Here is an 18,171-nt window from a genome sequence, read left to right on the forward strand (position 1 = left end):
AGACCACGCCGCTGGCCAGCCAACTGCTTCATGCCTTTGGTGACTGCACCAGATGGCCCACAGCTCGGTCTACTGGCGGTAGGCCGTGTGCAGAGTGATCGGGGGAGACCTCGAAGAGGGGACGAGAGAGCGCCTATGGAATTCCTGCGCCCCGCCAGTTGGGAGGAAGCGCTCGCCGCGAAGGCGGCGTATCCCACGGCCGTGCCCGTCGCGGGCGGGACCGACGTCATGGTGGAGATCAACTTCGACCGGCGCCGCCCCAGCCACCTGCTCGACCTGAACCGGATCGCCGAGCTGTACGAGTGGGAGACCGGCGCGGAGAGCGTACGGCTGGGCGCCTCCGTGCCGTACACGCGGATCATCGAGCGGCTGGGGGCCGAGCTGCCGGCGCTGGCGATCGCCTCGCACACCGTCGGCTCGCCGCAGATCCGCAACCGCGGCAGCGTCGGCGGCAACCTCGGCGCCGCCTCGCCCGCCGGCGACGCGCACCCCGCGCTGCTCGCCGCCGGGGCCGAGGTGGAGGTCGCCTCGGTGCGCGGCAGCCGCCTCATCCCGGTCGAGGAGTTCTACACCGGCGTCAAGCGCAACGCCCTGGCGGACGACGAGCTGATCAGGGCCGTCCACATCCGCAAGGCCACCGGGCCGCAGCAGTTCTCCAAGGTCGGCACGCGCAACGCCATGGTCATCGCGGTGTGCGCCTTCGCGATCGCGCTCCACCCGGACACCCGCACGGTGCGGACCGGCATCGGCTCGGCCGCGCCCACCCCGGTACGGGCGCGGGAGGCCGAGGACTTCCTGAACGCCGCGCTCGCCGAGGGCGGCTTCTGGGACGACGGCCGGACCATCACCCCGTCGATCGCCCGCCGCTTCGCCGAGCTGTGCGCCGCCGCCTGCGACCCCATCGACGATGTGCGCGGCAGCGCGGCGTACCGCCGCCACGCGGTGACCGTCATGGCGCGCCGCACGCTCGGCTGGACCTGGCAGGCGTTCCGCGAGGGCGGCGGCACGACTGAGGGAGGCGCACGGTGCGCGTGACATTCACGGTCAACGGGCGGCCGCGACAGGCCGACGATGTGTGGGAGGGCGAGTCGCTGCTGTACGTACTGCGCGAGCGGCTGGGCCTCCCGGGCTCCAAGAACGCCTGTGAGCAGGGCGAATGCGGATCCTGCACGGTCCGGCTCGACGGTCTGCCGGTCTGCGCCTGCCTGGTGGCGGCCGGTCAGGCCGAGGGCCGCGAGGTGGTCACGGTCGAGGGTCTCGCGGAGTACGCCGAGACCAGGAGCCGGCGGGCCACGGGCGGCGAGGCGACGGCGGCCACGCCACAGCAGCCCTCGCCGGCCCCCGTCCAGCAGGCGTTCATCGACGCCGGCGCCATCCAGTGCGGCTTCTGCACCCCCGGCCTGCTCGTCGCCGCCGATGAACTGCTGGAGCGCAACCCCGACCCCTCCGACGCCGACATCCGCGAGGCGCTCTCCGGCAATCTGTGCCGCTGCACCGGCTACGAGACGATCCTCGACGCGGTCCGGCTGGCCGCCGCGCGCACCACGGAGGCGAGGTGACCATGGGCCCCGGCCGCACCACCACCACCACCGCCGCCCCCGCCCGGCCGCACCAGGGCGCCACCACCCCGGGCGCCATCGGCGAGTCCACCCCACGCCCCGACGGCACCCTCAAGGTGACCGGCGAGTTCGCGTACGCGTCCGACCTGTGGCACGAGGACATGCTGTGGGGCTGCACCCTCCGCAGCCCGCACGCACACGCCGAGATCCGCTCCATCGACGTCGCCGAGGCGCTGGCCGTGCCCGGCGTGCACACCGTCATGACCTACGCCGACCTCCCCGCCGAGACCCACTACGGCCTGGAGATCCGCGACCAGCCCGTGCTCGCCGCCGACCGGGTCCGCTACCACGGCGAGGCCGTCGCGATCGTCGCCGCCGACCACCCCGAGACCGCGCGCCGCGCCGCCGCCCGGATCAGGGTCGAGTACGCCGAGCTGCCGCTGATCACCGACGAGGCCACCGCCACCGCGCCCGGCGCGCCCGTGCTCCACCCCGGCCGCACCGACCGCCACGCCGCACACGCCCCGCACCCCAACATCGTCCACCGCCAGCCCATCAGGCGCGGCGACGTCGCCGCCGCCAGGGCCCGCGCCGATGTCGTGGTGCGCCGCGACTACGAGGTCGGCATGCAGGACCAGGCATTCCTCGGCCCGGAGTCCGGCCTGGCCGTGCCCGCCGAGGACGGCGGCGTCGACCTCTACATCGCCACCCAGTGGCTGCACGTCGACCGCGACCAGCTCGCCCCGGTCCTGGGCCTGCCCGCCGACAAGGTCCGGCTCACCCTGTCCGGCGTCGGCGGGGCCTTCGGCGCCCGCGAGGACCTCTCCATGCAGGCCCACGCGTGCCTGCTGGCGCTGCGCACCGGCCGGCCCGTCAAGATCGTCTACAACCGGTACGAGTCGTTCTTCGGCCATGTCCACCGCCACCCCGCCAAGCTCACCTACGAGCACGGCGCGACCCGCGACGGCAGGCTGCTCTACGTCCAGTGCCGCATCGTCCTCGACGGCGGCGCGTACGCCTCCTCCTCTCCGGCGGTCGTCGGCAACGCCGCCTCCCTGTCCGTCGGCCCCTACGCCGTCGACAACGTCGACATCGAGGCGCTCGCGCTGTACTCCAACAACCCGCCCTGCGGCGCCATGCGCGGATTCGGCGCCGTACAGGCCTGCTTCGCCTACGAGGCGCAGATGGACGTGGTGGCGGCCGAGCTCGGCCTGGACCCGGTGGAGTTCCGGCAGCGCAACGCCATGGAACAGGGCACCGCCATGCCCACGGGCCAGCGCGTCGACTCCCCGGCCCCGGTCGCCGAGCTGCTGCGCCGGGTCAAGGCGCGCCCGATGCCGCCCGGCGGCTTCTCCGACCTGCGGGAGCTGCCCGGCGGGCTGTCCAACACCAGCCACGGCGAGGGCGTGGTGCGCGGCGTCGGCTACGCGGTCGGCATCAAGAACGTCGGCTTCTCCGAGGGCTTCGACGACTACTCCACCGCCCGGGTACGGCTCGAAGTGCTGGGCGGGGAGCCGGTCGCGCTGGTGCACACCGCCATGGCCGAGGTCGGCCAGGGCGGGGTGACCGTGCACACCCAGATCGCCCGCACCGAGCTCGGCATCGCGCGGGTCGTGCTCCACCCGGCCGACACCCAGGTCGGCTCGGCGGGCTCCACCTCCGCCTCCCGCCAGACGTATATGACCGGCGGCGCGATCAAGCACACCTGCGAGGCGGTGCGCGAGGAGGTGTTCCGGCGCGGCCGCGAGCGGTTCGGGGCCGACCACCCCGGCTGGGCGGGCGCGGAGCTGCGGCTGGCGGGCGGCAAGGTGGTCACCGGGGCGGGCGAGGTCCTCGCCGACCTGGCCGAGATCCTCGGCGGGGACGCGATCGACATCGAGAAGGAGTTCCGGCACCGCCCGACCGAGCCGTTCCACCCGCGGACCGGGCAGGGCTTCGGCCACGTCCAGTACTCCTTCTGCGCCCACCGGGCCGTCGTCGACGTCGACACCGAACTCGGCCTGGTCAAGGTCGTCGAACTCGCGGCCGCCCAGGACGTCGGCAAGGCGCTCAACCCGCTGTCCGTCGTCGGCCAGATCCAGGGCGGCACGACCCAGGGGCTCGGGCTCGCGGTCATGGAGGAGATCGTGGTGTCGGACGGCGCCCGGGTGCGCAACCCGTCCTTCACCGACTATCTGATCCCCACCATCCTCGACACGCCGAGCATCCCGGTGGACGTCCTCGAACTGGCCGACGACCACGCGCCGTACGGGCTGCGCGGGGTCGGCGAGGCCCCCACCCTGTCCTCCACCCCGGCCGTCGTCGCCGCCATCCGGGCGGCGACGGGCCTGCGGCTGGGACGCGTCCCCGTCCGCCCGGAACATCTGACCGACACATGACCGACACATGACCGACACATGACCGACCTCTTTCGGCGACCGAGGAGCTGAGCACCATGCTGGACATCGCTGCCGAGCTGCGCCGCTGGTGCGAGGAAGAGCGTGACTTCGCCGTCGCCACGGTCGTGGCAGTCGGCGGCAGCGCGCCCCGGCAGCCCGGCGCCGCGCTGGCCGTCGACGCCGCGGGAACGGCGGTCGGCAGCGTGTCCGGCGGGTGCGTGGAGGGCGCGGTCTACGACCTGTGCCGGGACGCGCTGCGCACCGGGCAGGCCGTACGGGAGAGCTTCGGCTACTCCGACGAGGACGCCTTCAGCGTGGGCCTGACCTGCGGCGGGACCATCGAGATCCTGGTCACCCCGGTGCCGGCGGCCGACACCCGGCTGCGCCCGGTCCTCGCCGCCGCCCTGTCGGCCGCCGCCGACGGCCGCCCGGTGGCGCTCGTACGGGTCGCCGACGGGCCGCCGGAGCTGCTGGGGCGCGCGCTGCTGGTGCGCCCCGACGGCTCGTACGAGGGGAGCCTTGGCCGCATGGCCCCCGGCCGTACGGCCCTCGACCGTACGGCGGCCGGTGAGGCGCGGGCGCTGCTGGAGGCCGGGCGCACCGCCACCGTCGGGGCCGGCGCGGCCGGCGGCCGCTGCGGCGAGCCGGTCACGCTGCTCGTCGAGTCCGCCGTGGCACCGCCCCGAATGATCGTCTTCGGCGCGATCGACTTCGCGGGCGCGCTGGCGCGGATCGGCAAGTTCCTCGGCTACCACGTGACGGTGTGCGACGCCCGGCCCGTCTTCGCGACCGCCCGCCGCTTCCCGGAGGCGGACGAGGTCGTCGTCGACTGGCCGCACCGCTATCTGGACGCCACCGAGGTCGACGCCCGCACTGTCCTGTGCGTGCTCACCCACGACGCCAAGTTCGACGTGCCGCTGCTGGAGCGGGCGCTGCGGCTGCCCGTCGGGTACGTCGGCGCGATGGGCTCGCGCCGCACCCACGAGGACCGGCTGCGGCGGCTGCGCGACGCCGGGCTCGGCGAGCTGGAGCTGGCGCGGCTGCGCTCCCCGATCGGCCTGGATCTCGGCGCCCGGACGCCCGAGGAGACGGCCCTGTCCATCGCGAGCGAGATCGTCGCCGCCCGGCGGGGCGGCGGCGGATTGCCCCTGACGGGCGCCCACACCCCCATCCACCACGACCTTTCGGCGCCCGTGAACATGGGCCGGATCGATTCGGTCGCCTGACGGAGGCCCACCCATTGGTGGGGGAGCGGTTCGGCCACCCGGCGGAGCTACGCGTTGCGGGGTCCCGATTTCTGATTGAGCCTCAGAAATCGACCCCGAAACCGCCGAAACCGCCGCCCGAGGAGTGCGCACGTGCGTAGAAGACGGACGATCCCCGCCAAGCCGATGGCCGTTCTGGCCGCCATCGCGCTGCCCCTGTCCAGCGCCGCAGCCGTGTACGCGGCCGCGCCGGGGGAGCCTTCCAGGGCCAGGGCCCTGCACCAGCTGTACACCCCGCCGGGTGCGACGGACTCATACCGTCAGGTGACCCGGCTGGTGAGATACGGCGAACCCGACGCGGCCGCCGGGGTCCTCGCGATGGTCCGCACCCCGCACGCGATCTGGTTCGGGGACGAGACCCCGGAGGAGGTCGAGCGGCTGGTCCGCACGACCACCTGGAGCGCCACCCGGCGGGGCCGGGTCCCCGTGCTCGCGCTCTACAACACCCCTGGCCGCGACTGCGGAAGCTACTCGGCGGGCGGGGCGCGGAACACCGCCGAGTACCAGGAGTGGATCGACGCCGTCGCCCGGGGCATCGGCCGCCGCCGGGCGCTGATCGTCCTCGAACCCGACTCGCTCGCCCTGCTGCCGTCGGACTGCGGCCCGGAGCGGGGTGCGGCCGGCGCGCGGGACGAGGACTTCGGCGAGGAGTTCCAGGCGGGGCCGGACGGCGGCGCCCCCGCGAGCGGCGACGGATCCGACGACGCGGCCTTCGACAGCCGACTGTTCGGCGCCGGGGCCGAAGTGCTCGGCGGCGCGCTCGCGGGCATCGAAGCGCAGGCCGAGGCGCAGGCCCACGCGCGGGTGGCGGGACAGCTGGCGGGGCACCTCGCGGCGCAGGTCAGGCCCCGGGCCGGGGCGCCGGGCGACATCGACCCGGTCACGGACCTGCCCGAGGAGGAGCACACCGCCGCGCCCGCCGAGCCCGTCGTGCCCACGACCACGCCCCCCGGGCAACCCGCGGGCGAGCCGGTCGACGGCACCGCGGCCAACCCCACCGAAACCCCCACCAGCAACCCCACCGACCAACAACCCACCGGCAACGCCACCGCCCCCGCCACCGACACCCCCAGGAAGCCCCCCGTCCTCACCCCCGCCGAGCGCAGGCTCCGCACCGCCGCCCGCTACCACGAGATCGACTACGCGGCGCGCACCCTGGAACCGCTCCCCGGCACCAAGGTCTACCTGGACGCCGGCCACCCGGGCTGGCACTCCGTCAACAGCATCGTGTCCCGGCTGCTGCACGGCGGCGTGGAGCACGCCAGCGGCTTCTCCATCAACGTCTCCCACTACCAGACCGACGAGGACAACGCCTGGTACGGCCGGCTCATCTCCTCCTGCCTCGCCTATGTGGCCGACGGCGGCGACCAGGCGGACTGCCCGAACCAGCGCTGGCCGCGGCTGAGCGCCGAGCGGTGGCTGGAGCTCAACGCGCTCCTCGATCCCGACGAGATGAAGCACTTCATCACCGACACCAGCCGCAACGGCCGCGGCCCGTGGCTGCCCAGGGCCGACAGCCACGCCGACCCCCAGTCCTGGTGCAACCCTCCCGGCCGGGGCCTGGGCGCCCGCCCCACCACCAAGACGGGCGACCCGCTGCACGACGCCGCGCTGTGGGTGAAGACCCCCGGCGAGTCGGACGGCCAGTGCCTGCGCGGCACGGCGGGACCCCAGGACCCGGAGCGCGGGTCGGTCGACCCGGAGGCGGGCGGCTGGTTCCCCGAGCAGGCCCTGGAACTGGTCCGCAACGCCCAGCCCTCCCTCTGACGGCGGGTCCGGCCCGCACCGGCACCCCCGGCCCGGCTCACTCCGGCCGGGGGTCCCGCACGGCGGTCCGGCGAGGTCTGCGACTTTCGCAGGGTCCGGGTCGGTCAGTGGGTGCCGGGCGTCCTGCGCGTGGTGACGTTCATCCGGTTCCACGCGTTGACGGTGAAGATCAGCGCGATGAGGTGGGCGAGCTCCTGCTCGTCGAAGTGGCCCGCGGCCTCGTCGTAGACAGCGCCCGGCACGCCCTCCGGCAGCAGGGTGACGGCCTCGGTGAGCGCCAGCGCGCCGTCGTCGGACGGCCCGCCTATGGCGAGACCACAACGCCACCGATGCCACTGCGGCCGGCCGGTGTGCCCACCAGCTCGACGCCCACACCGGAGCGGACGCGTTCGCCGAACACGGCGACGATCGCGTCGGTGACTCCGGCTATCAGCCGGGCCACGATCTCCTCCGCGTCCGGCCGGCTGAACGCGCCCTCCTTGATGCCGAACGTCACACTCGGCGACGGCGCCTGCGCCGGCTTGCCGCCGATGCCCCATCGGCTCGCCGGCAGACCGATCAGGTGCACGACCGCGATGTCTCGCGCCCAGTCCCCGTACACGGCGACAACCGCGTCGGTCAGTGCTTCGATCAAGTCGGTCTCCCGGCCGACGAGGTCACTTTCGAGGACGTGAACGGTCAGATGTGGCATGACACCCCCAGGGGATAGCTTTGAAAGCAAAGTATCTTTGCGTGCAAAGCTAATAGGGTGAGGTCGATGCGTGTCAACACCCCGGTGGGCGGCGGCCGGTGCGGATATTCGCGGTGTCCATCCCGGCGGTCCCGCTACGATCGGCCGCCTGTGATCTCAGGGGACGGGCTGGTTCCCTACTGGAGAGGTGCATCCATGGGGCAGGCCCCGAAGCCGTCGGCACGCAATCCCGAGCGGCTGGAACAGGGACATCCGTTCCGTCAGTGGAAGACCTGGGAGATACCCGGTACCGGTTTCACCCTCACCGGCTATTCGCGTGCGAACGACAAGACGTTCTTCCACATCCCCGAGCTGCGGTGCAGCCTCGACGCGGGGCTGTGCGAAGGGCGTCAGGTCGATACGGTGCTGCTCACCCACACCCATCACGACCATGTGAAGGACCTGGACTTCCTCGCCTCTCGGGCGGGTACCGACATCTACCTTCCGGCCGAAGCGGTGCCCTATGTGGAGTCCTTTCTGCGGGCGTCGGCGGAGCTGAACCACGGGGCGGGGTACGACCCGGGCCTCGCCGGTGGCTACCGGTTGCATGGCGTACGGCAGGGCGACGAGTTCACCTTCGGGCGGCGGGCGCACCACGTGCGGGTGGTGGAGTGCGAGCACAAGGTGCCCTGCGTGGGGTACGCCGTCTCCGAGGTCGGCAAGGCGCTACGGCCCGAGTACGAGGAACTGCGCCGCTTGTTGGTGAAGGAGGGGCGGGGCGGTGAGTTCGGCCGGATCGTGGCGCAGCGGCGCAGGGAGGGCGTCGAGGTCGAACAAGAGGTGCTGCGGCCGCTGTTCGCCTTCCTCGGCGACACGCACGTGCGGGTGTTCGAGCGGAATCCGTGGTTGTTCACGTATCCGGTGATCGTCACCGAGTGCACGTTCCTGCACGACAGTGAGCTGGAGCGGGCGGATCGGGTCGGGCACACCGTCTGGAGTCGCCTCCGCCCCGTGGTCGAGGCACATCCCGAGACCCTGTTCGTTCTGACCCATTTCAGCCTGCGCCATGCGGAGCAGGACATCCTTGACTTCTTCGAGAGGGAGGGCGGGGGTCCCGGTGGCGGGCGCCCGGACAACGTGGTGCTGTGGGTGCACCCGGAGAGCCTGCTCCCCGAACAGCACCAGCCCAGCAGCGCGTAACCGTGAAGGGCCCGCCGCAACCCGCGCCAGTGCCCGGGGCAGGGAGCCCATCATGGCGACGCCGGCTCAGCGCTGAGAGTGTGTCGATGACGCGAGTGTCAGTCCCGGTCGGTGGCCTCCTTCTCCGAGGGGCGCCGCGCAAGTGCGGCGGCCTCGGCGTCCGCTGCGGCGGCCTCGTCGACGAGGTTCAGCCGGCGCAGGCAGGCGCTCAGGGAACGCAGCGCGTCGCCAAGGGCCCGCTCGGTCCGGCGGACGTTCGCGAGCGACGATTCCAGCTCCTCGCGCCGCCGCTCGAGCAGATACCACTGTGCATAGCGGTGATCGTCGTCCCAGTCGTCCGCCTCCTCTGTCTTCCGGTGACTTGCCTGGGCCAACTGTGCGCGTTCACGTAGGAGAGTCACCGCCTGCCGGCCTGCGTCCGCGGCGTCGCCGGGGAGACCCAGCTCGAGCAGCCGAACGCCGAAGTTGTGCCAGATACGTGCCGACTCGAGCTGCGGTTGACGGTGACGCGCGACCCGTATCGCCTCGGTGATGCGGGCGGCCGCCTCCTCGGCCCGGCCGCTCCGGACCAGCCGGTCGCTCAGCTGATCCACTGTCGCGAGGTACTTCACCGTGGAGTCGGGGTGCTCGCGCCAGTAAGCGGCGACCTCGGCAGTCGCCTCCGCCGCCTCGGCAACCCGGCCGACGGCGTCGAGTTGCTTTGCGTACGCCTCCCGCGCATGGCTGAGTTCGAGGGCCTTCGAGGCGCCCCCGCGGCGCTTGCGTTGCCGACGGATCGCTTCGGCCGCGGAATCCAGCGCCTCCTCATGACGGCCGAGTCGGGCAAGGAGTACTGTCCGCCAGTCGAGGGCCTCCTGAACGGATTCGGCCGTGCCGGGCAGCCGCAGTTGCTCGACGACGACCTCGAGCGCCTCTTCGTGGCGCTCGAGGTCCATGAGATTGCCGCGCAGTGCGGTCAAGGCACGGGCGATGTCTTCGGAGAACGCGCCTCGTCGGCCGACGCGCAGCTGCCCGTATGCGGTGACTTGTTCACGGCGAGTCGCGGCAGCGAGGTCGTCCCACCCCAACTCTGTGAGCAAGTCGGCGAGTTTCGCCAGAGCGTCGGGCAAGGCGGTCGTCGTGGGCCACGCCTCCGGGGGTTTCCCGCGCATCTGCTCGACCGTGTCCAGCGCGGCCACCGCCCACCCGAGGGTCTTGTCTTCCCGGACCAGCCCCCGATAACGGCGTGAATCCACCGGGCGCTTGAGCATCCCACGACGGACGAGTTCGACGTTCTGCTCGGTCATGGCCTCGGTATAGCACGTCGGAACGTGCGGCTTTCGCTGAGCGGCGAGTGTCCCCCCGGGCCAAGCAGGCTGGTCAGTTTGGCGATCGCCTCCGGTGACGGCTTGACGTACCGGCTGAGGTTGCGGCCCGGTGGGCGTGGCGGCGCCCCCTGCCCGGTCGGTCAGGGGGCGGTCCGCCCGGCCCAAGCGGCTGTCAGGCCGCCGGGTTGTGCCGGATCAGGGTGTCGACGAGGCCGGAGACGGTGTTCGGGAAGTCCATCGGCACCACCCCGAGCCCGGTCCACCCGGCCGCCTCGGAGCTCTCCAGGAAGCTCTTGACCTGCGGGTTCAGCCGGTCCGCGTTGGAGCGGGGCGGGAGCAGGGCGGCGGTGGAGACGTAGTTGACGAAGAGCTTGCCCGGCTGGGCCGCGGCCTTGCGGAACTGGGCCTGGATCTTCGGGTACTTGCCGAACGGCTCCGCCATGTAGTCGTCCTGGATGTCGAAGAGCGCCGCGTCGGCGTAGCGCACCCCCGGCATGTTGTCGGAGTCGGCGAGCAGGACGACCCTGCCGCGGGCCTGGCCGAGCGTCGGGAGCGTGGCGTCCAGGCGGAACAGCGACCGCCAGCCCTTCCCGTCGAGGTAGGTGTCGAAGATGCGGCGGAACTCCGCCGCGCTCTCCTCCGAGTACTCCTGCTTGACCCGCATCAGCACGGTCTCCGACGGGTGCGCGCTCAGGAAGCTCCGGCAGGCGCCGAGGACGTCGTCGAAGTTGAGGTGCTGGTAGAACGCGCCGTGGTGGATGGGGAAGGCGCCCTCGAAGGCGCGGCAGCGGATGTCCAGGAAGCGAATGCCGCTGTTCAGCTGGTCGCCGATGGTGGTGTTCTGGCACTCCGTCCAGGGGCCGCCGTAGCGGGCGCCGGAGTCGTGGGTGCCCGGCAGTGTCAGCCGCTGGACGGGGGTGGCGTCGGCGATGCCGGACAGCCAGTCCGAGGCCGCCAGCGGCCGTGGCGCGGCGGTCGCCGTGGCCGTACCGCCCATGGCTGAGACCAGTCCCGCGGCGGACACCGCGGCCGCGCCCCTGAGGAACCCTCGCCGGTCCATGCGCAATCTCCCGTCGCCGTCGCTCACCCGTTCGTGTCGCACGGCATCGAACCACAAGTCCGCTGGGGAAATCGCTAGTTGTGGTCACACTCGATCAAAATAGTGTGCCAAGCGGTCAACTCTCGTGCCGCGGTGGGGCCGGTGGGGCCCCGGCCAGCCGCCGTGGCCCCACCTGAGGCGTCAGACCCGGTGAACGACCCCGCACCGGAGCAGCGCGCGGTTCACGGCCGCCGCCATGGCCTGCTCGCCCTGCGCGTTCGGGTGGGCCGGTGCCGCCGGAGTCTCGGGAGCGAGGCTCTCGATCCAGCGCTCACCGACGGGCCGGCACATGTCGTGGCCGATGGTGGGCTTGTACGTGTCGACGTACGTGGCCCCGCCGCGCTCGGCCTGGCGGGCGATCATGGCGTTGAGCGACTTCGTCTTGTCCCGCAGATAGGGGAAGTCGCCGGCGGCGAAGGGGACGCTGAGGCTCGTGCAGCCGACTCCGCTGTCGGGGAAGAGCGACGGATAGCCGACCATGACCACCTCGGCGCGCGGGGCCCGGCGGTGGACCTCGGCGATCACCTGGGAGATCTTCGGCGCGGTGGCGGCGATGCTCCGCTCCACCTGGTCGTCGCCGCCCTGCGTGAGGTCGTCACGACAGGGACTTCCGGCCGGGTTTCCGGCGCCCAGCGTGGCGCAGCGGCCGAGTACGGCGGAGAAGCCGATGTCGTTGCCGCCGATGCTCACGGTCACCAGGTCGGTGCCGCGGTTGAGGGCGTCGTACTGGGCGGGGGCGGTGTCCGTGGCGAGGGCCAGATCCGCCGTGGTCGCCCCCGAGCAGGTGACGTCCGTCAGCCGCGCCCTGTTCCGCTCGGCCACGAGATGCGGATAGTTGCTGTTGGAGCGGGCGCACGCGGTGTCGATCTGCTCGGGGACGCCGGGCGCCGAGGCGTAGGAGTCCCCCAGGGCGACGTAGTCGAGCGATGCGGGGGGCCGGGGCGCGGCGCCCGCCGGTACGGCGGACGTCATCGCGAAGGCCAGTGCGCCCGCGACGGCTACGGCGCCGAGCACGGCCGTGCGTTGACGTGGGCTGTGCGTGGAATGTGGTTTCACTTGCTTCCTTGTTTTTTGGGGCAGATGACGGCATCGAAGCACAATGTGCACCAGGGGAACGTCAGTTGTGCCCCTCTGAAAACAGAACGGGACACGAAGAGGAGCAGTCCAGGACAGAAGCTGACCGCAAGGACTCGTAGCGTGGAGCGCATGACGAACGACGTACTCGGCCCCCGAGCGCTCAACAGGGCGCTGCTGGAGCGCCAGCTGCTGCTGAACCGGTCGGGGTCCCTCACCGCCCTCGAGGTGATCGAGCGGCTTGTCGGCATGCAGTCCCAGGCGCCCGGCGCCCCGTACATCGGCCTGTGGACGCGCCTGGACGGCTTCGCTTTCGAGGAGCTGGCACGGCTGACGCGGGAGAGGGAGGTGGTGCGGATGGTGCTGATGCGCGGCACCGTGCACCTCGTCTCCGCCGCCGACGCGCTGCGGCTGCGGCCACTCATCCAACCCATGCTCGACAAGCAGTTCCGTGGCACGCCCTACGCGTCTCGGCTGAGCGGTGTGGCGCGGGAGGAACTGGTGGCGGCCGGGCGGAAGCTGCTCGAGCGGGGCGCCCTGGGCCCGGCCGAGCTGCGCGCCGAACTCGGCCCCCAGTGGCCGGACGCGGACCCGGGCGCGCTGGTCGACGCGGTGCGGCTGTGGGCGCCGCTGGTGCAGGTGCCGCCGCGCGGGCTGTGGGGGAAGAGCGGCGGGCCCCGGTACGCGACCGTCGAGGACTGGCTGGGACGGCCGATGGAGGCCGAACCGTCCCTGGACGCGATGGTGCTGCGCTATCTCGCGGCCTTCGGGCCCGCGACCGTCGCGGACATCCAGAAGTGGTCCGGGCTGACCGGGCTGCGCGAGGTGGTCGAGCGGCTGGGGCCCGGCCTGCGGAGGTACCGGGACGAGAACGGGCGCGAGCTGTACGACCCGGCGGGCGCGTCGCTCCCGGACCCCGACCTGCCGGTCCCCGCCCGCTTCGTAGCGGACTTCGACAACCTGCTGCTCTCGCACGCCGACCGGGCCCGCATCCTCGCCGATGAGTACCGGGTGCCGGTGATGGGCGTCAACGGCATCGTGCGCGGCACGATCCTGGTGGACGGGTTTGTCGCCGGGATCTGGAAGATCGAGCGCGCTCGCGGCGTGGCGGTGGTGCGTGTGACCCCGTTCGTCCCCCTCGGTGCCGCCGACCGCGAGACGCTGGAGGCCGAGGGTGCGCGGCTGCTGACGGTGACCGACCCGGCGGCGGGGGAGCGGGATGTGCGGTTCGAGCCGGTGACCGACTGATCAGGCCGCGGCCGGTCGGGGGTCGGCGGTCGGTGGTCGGCGGTCCACGGTCGCCGGTCGAGGCGGCGCGAGAGGTACGGCAAGCGCTAAGGCAGCAGTCCCGCGCGCCGTGCCTCCACCACCGCGTGCAGTCGGGTGTGCGCCCCCAACTTCCGCATGGACGAGCGCAGATAGCTCTTGACCGTCTCCGGCCGCAGCCCCAGCCGGTCCGCCGCCGCCGAGTTCGTCGCGCCCGAGGCCACGCACGCCAGCACATCCACCTCGCGCGGCGACAGCTCCACCCCCGGCCGCGCCGCCGTGTCCCCCGCCCCGCCGCCCGAGGAGGCCCGGGCCAGCCGCCCGCAGGCCCTGAGGATCCGCTCCTTCAGCTGCGGGTCGGTCACCTGCTGGGCCAGTGCCCGCAGGTCGCCGTGCGCCTCGCGGACCTCTTCCCACATCGCCGGGTCCGCGTCGGGCGGCTGCTGCGCCACGGTGATCAGCCGCTGCGCCTCTTCCCGCACCGCCAGCGACTGCTCCAGCTCCCGCACCGCCTCCATGGCCGCGTTCAGCGCCCGGTCGCCGAGCGCCAGGGGCTGGCGCAGCGCCCCGTACAGCACCCCGCGCACCCGACCGCGGACCACCACCGGCACCGCCAGCATCGAACGCAGGCTCTCGGCGCCGACCGCCGCGTCGTACTCGTGGCTGATGGCGCGCGAGCTCGGGTAGTCGACCACCGAGATCGGCCGGGACATGGTGAGGACCTTGCCGCCAAGACCGTTGCCGGGGGTGACGGCGAGCCCGCGCAGGGAGTTCGTCGTGGTGCCGGTGAGCTCGGAGATGCGGAACTGGCGCGAGTTCGGGAACAGCCCGCCGAAGGCCACGGGCAGGGCTCCGCGCCGTCGCATCCGCAGCAGGGTCGTCCGCAGATCCACCGTTCGGTCCGATTCCGCCACGGTCACCTCCCCGAAATATCACCACCCCCGTCCGGGGGTGGTGAGACCCAGATCACCCGTCGCACGATGCTAGCGAGCGGTACGGCGATCAGGAGGAGATGTGGCAGCAAACGGCCTGACTGACGGATTCCGGGCGGCACGGGACTTTCTCCTGGACCGTCGGAACGACTACACCGCCGCGTACGAGGGGTTCAGCTGGCCGCGCCCGGCCGAGTTCAACTGGGCGCTCGACTGGTTCGACCGGATTGCCCGGGGCAACGACCGTATCGCGCTGCACATCGTCGAGGAAGGCGGCCTCGAGACCCGGATCTCCTTCGAGGACATGCGCCGCCGCTCCGACCGGGCGGCGAACTGGCTGCGCGCCCAGGGTGTGCGGGCCGGTGACCGCATCGTGGTCATGCTTGGCAACCAGGCCGAGCTGTGGGAGACGGCGCTGGCGGCGATGAAGCTGCGGGCCGTGGTCATCCCCGCCACCCCGCTGCTCGGCCCGCTCGACCTCGTCGACCGGGTGGAGCGCGGGCGGGCCGCGCATGTGATCGTGCGGTCCGAGGACACGGCCAAGTTCGCCGAGGTGCCCGGCGAGTACACGCGCATCGCGGTCGGCGGCGCGCCCGCCGGCTGGCTGGCCTACGCGGACGCGGGCACGGACACGGACACGGACACGGACACCGGCACGGACACGGACGCCGGGGGGGACGAGCCGTTCGTGCCGGACGGTCCGACCCCGGCCGACGCCCCCCTGATGCTCTACTTCACCTCGGGCACCACCGCCCGCCCCAAGCTGGTCCAGCACACCCACACCTCGTACCCCATCGGCCATCTGTCGACGATGTACTGGATCGGCCTCAGACCCGGCGACGTCCACCTCAACATCTCCTCCCCGGGCTGGGCCAAGCACGCGTGGTCCAATCTCTTCGCCCCCTGGAACGCCGAGGCGACCGTGTTCGTGCACAACTACACGCGCTTCGACGCCACCCGCCTCATGGCCGAGATGGACCGCTGCGGGGTGACCACCTTCTGTGCCCCGCCGACCGTGTGGCGGATGCTCATCCAGGCCGATCTGACCCAGCTGCGCACCCCGCCCCGCGAGGCCCTCGCGGCCGGTGAGCCGCTGAACCCGGAGGTCATCGAGCATGTCCGGCGCGACTGGGGGGTGACCATCCGGGACGGTTTCGGGCAGACCGAGACCTCCGTCCAGGTCGCCAACACGCCCGGACAGCCGCTCAAGCCCGGCTCGATGGGCCGTCCCAGCCCCGGCTTCACGGTCACCCTGCTCGACCCGGTCACCGGGCAGCCGGGCGACGAGGGCGAGATCTGTCTCGATCTGTCGGGCCCCCTCGGCCGCCCGGTCGGCCTGATGACCGGCTACGAGGGCGACGAGGAGCGCACCGCCGAGGCGACGGCGGGCGGCTACTACCGCACCGGGGACATCGGATCGCGCGACGCCGAGGGCTACATCACCTACATCGGCCGCGCCGACGACGTCTTCAAGGCATCCGACTACAAGATCTCGCCATTCGAGCTGGAGAGCGCCCTCCTGGAACACGAGGCGGTCGCCGAGGCCGCGGTGGTCCCGGCCCCCGACCCGCTGCGGCTGGCCGTGCCGAAGGCGTATGTGGTGCTGGCCGAGGGGTGGGAGCCGGGGCCGGAGACCGCGAAGGCCCTATTTGCGCACTCCAGGGCGGTTCTGGCGCCCTACAAACGTGTGCGTCGACTGGAATTCGCCGAACTTCCCAAGACCGTCTCCGGCAAAATCCGCCGTATAGAGCTACGCGAGCGCACCCTGCGCGGCGATGGTGTCGAGTTTCATGAGGAGACCACCTCATGACCGACCCGCACTCACCACGCGATCACGAGGAGTACTCATGACCGACCGACCGGCCGACCCATCAGGCCCACCGGACGCATCGGGCGCATCGAATGCATCGGACCCATCGGACCCATCGGAATTCGACCCCTCCGTCCCCGCGGCCGGGCTGTCGTACGCGAGCGGGGCGGGCGAGGTCCCGCTGCTCGGCGACACCATCGGAGCCAACCTGGCCGACACCATCGAGCGGTTCGGCGACCGCGAGGCGCTCGTCGACATCCCCAGCGGCCGCCGCTGGACCTACACCGAGTTCGGCCAGGCTGTCGAGGAGGTCGCGCTCGGGCTGATGGCCAAGGGCGTCGCCAAGGGCGACCGGGTCGGCATCTGGGCGATCAACTGCGCCGAGTGGGTGCTGGTGCAGTACGCCACCGCCCGCATCGGCGCGATCATGGTCAATATCAACCCCGCCTCCCGCGTCCATGAGCTGACGTTCGTGCTGCGGCAGGCCGGTGTCTCCGTCCTGATCTCCTCTACCGAGCACAAGACCAGCAACTACCGCCGCATGGTCGAACAGGTGCGCTCCGAGTGTCCCGCCCTGCGCGATGTCATCTATATCGGCGACCGCACCTGGGACGGGCTGTTGCGCGCGGGCGCCGATGTGTCCCGCGAGCGGCTGACCGAGCGCGAGGCCCGGCTGACCTGCGACGACCCGGTCAATATCCAGTACACCTCCGGCACCACCGGCTTCCCCAAGGGCGCCACGCTCTCGCACCACAACATCCTCAACAACGGCTACTCCGTCGGGGAGACGCTCGGGTACACCCATCAGGACCGCGTCTGCCTGCCGGTCCCCTTCTCCCACTGCTTCGGCATGGTGACCGGCAACCTGGGCGCCACCAGCCACGGCGCCTGCATCGTCATCCCCGCCCCCGCCTTCGACCCGGCCGCCACGCTGCGCGCCGTCGAGCAGGAGCGCTGCACCTCGCTGTACGGCGTCCCGACCATGTTCATCGCCGAACTGGGGCTGCCCGACTTCGACTCGTACGACCTCTCCTCCCTGCGCACCGGGATCATCGCCGGATCCACCTGCCCGGTGGAGGTCCTGCGGCGCGCGGTGGACGAGATGCACATGGCCGAGGTGTCGATCTTCTACGGCATGACCGAGACCTCGCCGGTGTCCACCCAGACCCGGCGCGACGACGACCTGCGCCACCGCACCGGCACGGTCGGCCGGGTGCTGCCGCACGTCGAGATCAAGGTCGTGGACCCGTTGACCGGTGTGACGGTGGACCGCGGCACCCGCGGCGAGCTGTGCACCCGCGGCTACTCGGTGATGCTCGGCTACTGGGAGGAGCCCGAGCGGACCGCCGAGGTGATCGACTCGGGGCGCTGGATGCACACCGGCGACCTCGCGGTGATGGACGAGGGCGGCTACGTCCGGATCGTCGGCCGGATCAACGACATGATCATCCGGGGTGGGGAGAAGGTGTACCCCCGGGAGATCGAGGAGTTCCTCTACACCCATCCGAAGATCGCCGATGTGCAGGTCGTCGGCGTGCCGGACGAGAAGTACGGCGAGGAGATCCTGGCCTGCGTCATCCTGCGGGACGGCGCCAAGTCGCTCACCCGTGACGAGCTGGCACGCTTCTGCCGGGGCCGCCTCGCGCACTACAAGGTGCCCCGCTATCTGCGGCTCATGGACGCCTTCCCGATGACCGTCAGCGGGAAGGTCCGCAAGGTCGACCTCCGAACGGCGGGCGTCGCCGACGCCGTCCGGCTGCGGGACTCCCGCGCGGACGCCGGCGCCCAGGCGGCCCCGCTGCGCTGATGTACCCGGGGCCGCACGGCCCCGCCGGTGCCCCGCC

The 18,171-nt window shown here is 72.1% G+C and carries 13 protein-coding genes and 3 pseudogenes; 10 read left to right on the forward strand and 6 right to left on the reverse strand.

Going from position 1 to position 18,171, the window contains the following annotated elements; translation table 11 throughout:
• Positions 1-135 precede the first annotated feature (135 nt).
• The 6 genes and pseudogenes from ABTY62_RS09135 to ABTY62_RS09160 form a co-directional block, all read left to right on the forward strand.
• Positions 136-1,035, forward strand: a complete 900-nt coding sequence (locus ABTY62_RS09135) for an FAD binding domain-containing protein (protein WP_352128766.1) — start codon at positions 136-138, stop codon at positions 1,033-1,035.
• Positions 1,026-1,559 carry a (2Fe-2S)-binding protein gene (locus ABTY62_RS09140; RefSeq protein ID WP_352128768.1) on the forward strand — a complete coding sequence of 178 codons (534 nt, stop codon included), beginning with the start codon at positions 1,026-1,028 and terminating at the stop codon, positions 1,557-1,559. The genes ABTY62_RS09135 and ABTY62_RS09140 overlap by 10 nt, the downstream gene beginning before the upstream one ends.
• Positions 1,560-1,561: 2 nt before the next feature.
• A complete protein-coding gene (gene pucD / locus ABTY62_RS09145) occupies positions 1,562-3,937 on the forward strand; it encodes a xanthine dehydrogenase subunit D (protein ID WP_352129023.1) in 2,376 nt (791 codons plus the stop codon).
• A 56-nt stretch (positions 3,938-3,993) separates the two neighbouring features.
• Positions 3,994-5,163 (forward strand): XdhC family protein, encoded by a 1,170-nt coding sequence (locus tag ABTY62_RS09150; RefSeq protein WP_352128769.1) that lies wholly within the window; start codon positions 3,994-3,996, stop codon positions 5,161-5,163.
• Between the two features lie 165 nt (positions 5,164-5,328).
• Positions 5,329-5,790: pseudogene (locus ABTY62_RS47480) on the forward strand (glycoside hydrolase family 6 protein); the annotation flags it as partial.
• A 522-nt stretch (positions 5,791-6,312) separates the two neighbouring features.
• A pseudogene (locus ABTY62_RS09160) lies at positions 6,313-6,969 on the forward strand (glycoside hydrolase family 6 protein); the annotation flags it as partial.
• A 104-nt stretch (positions 6,970-7,073) separates the two neighbouring features.
• Here the strand turns inward: ABTY62_RS09160 and ABTY62_RS09165 are convergent.
• Positions 7,074-7,253, reverse strand: a pseudogene (locus tag ABTY62_RS09165) (carboxymuconolactone decarboxylase family protein); the annotation flags it as partial.
• A 20-nt stretch (positions 7,254-7,273) separates the two neighbouring features.
• On the reverse strand, positions 7,274-7,660 hold the full coding sequence (locus ABTY62_RS09170; protein WP_352128770.1) for a tautomerase family protein: 387 nt from the start codon (positions 7,658-7,660) through the stop codon (positions 7,274-7,276).
• Between the two features lie 195 nt (positions 7,661-7,855).
• On the opposite strand from ABTY62_RS09170, the gene ABTY62_RS09175 reads away from it, so the two are divergent.
• Positions 7,856-8,839: an MBL fold metallo-hydrolase gene (locus tag ABTY62_RS09175; protein WP_352128771.1), complete on the forward strand. Its 984-nt coding sequence runs from the start codon at positions 7,856-7,858 to the stop codon at positions 8,837-8,839.
• A gap of 98 nt (positions 8,840-8,937) precedes the next feature.
• On the opposite strand, the gene ABTY62_RS09180 is transcribed toward ABTY62_RS09175, so the two are convergent.
• The 3 genes from ABTY62_RS09180 to ABTY62_RS09190 form a co-directional block, all read right to left on the reverse strand.
• Positions 8,938-10,125: a tetratricopeptide repeat protein gene (locus ABTY62_RS09180; RefSeq protein WP_352128772.1), complete on the reverse strand. Its 1,188-nt coding sequence runs from the start codon at positions 10,123-10,125 to the stop codon at positions 8,938-8,940.
• A gap of 193 nt (positions 10,126-10,318) precedes the next feature.
• Positions 10,319-11,206, reverse strand: a complete 888-nt coding sequence (locus ABTY62_RS09185) for a phosphatidylinositol-specific phospholipase C (protein WP_352128773.1) — start codon at positions 11,204-11,206, stop codon at positions 10,319-10,321.
• 180 nt (positions 11,207-11,386) lie between these two features.
• A complete protein-coding gene (locus ABTY62_RS09190) occupies positions 11,387-12,301 on the reverse strand; it encodes an SGNH/GDSL hydrolase family protein (RefSeq protein WP_352128774.1) in 915 nt (304 codons plus the stop codon).
• Between the two features lie 150 nt (positions 12,302-12,451).
• Here ABTY62_RS09190 and ABTY62_RS09195 point away from each other — a divergent pair, with 150 nt between their 5' ends.
• Positions 12,452-13,567 (forward strand): winged helix DNA-binding domain-containing protein, encoded by a 1,116-nt coding sequence (locus ABTY62_RS09195; protein ID WP_352128775.1) that lies wholly within the window; start codon positions 12,452-12,454, stop codon positions 13,565-13,567.
• 86 nt (positions 13,568-13,653) lie between these two features.
• Here the strand turns inward: ABTY62_RS09195 and ABTY62_RS09200 are convergent, their stop codons facing one another.
• Complete coding sequence (locus ABTY62_RS09200; protein WP_352129024.1) at positions 13,654-14,451, reverse strand: helix-turn-helix transcriptional regulator; 798 nt, start codon at positions 14,449-14,451, stop codon at positions 13,654-13,656.
• 148 nt (positions 14,452-14,599) lie between these two features.
• Here ABTY62_RS09200 and ABTY62_RS09205 point away from each other — a divergent pair, with 148 nt between their 5' ends.
• Complete coding sequence (locus tag ABTY62_RS09205) at positions 14,600-16,327, forward strand: AMP-binding protein (RefSeq protein ID WP_352128776.1); 1,728 nt, start codon at positions 14,600-14,602, stop codon at positions 16,325-16,327.
• A 37-nt stretch (positions 16,328-16,364) separates the two neighbouring features.
• Complete coding sequence (locus ABTY62_RS09210; RefSeq protein ID WP_352128777.1) at positions 16,365-18,134, forward strand: AMP-binding protein; 1,770 nt, start codon at positions 16,365-16,367, stop codon at positions 18,132-18,134.
• Positions 18,135-18,171: the final 37 nt, after the last annotated feature.

This window comes from Streptomyces sp. NPDC097640, from assembly GCF_040302705.1.
Taxonomy (GTDB): domain Bacteria; phylum Actinomycetota; class Actinomycetes; order Streptomycetales; family Streptomycetaceae; genus Streptomyces.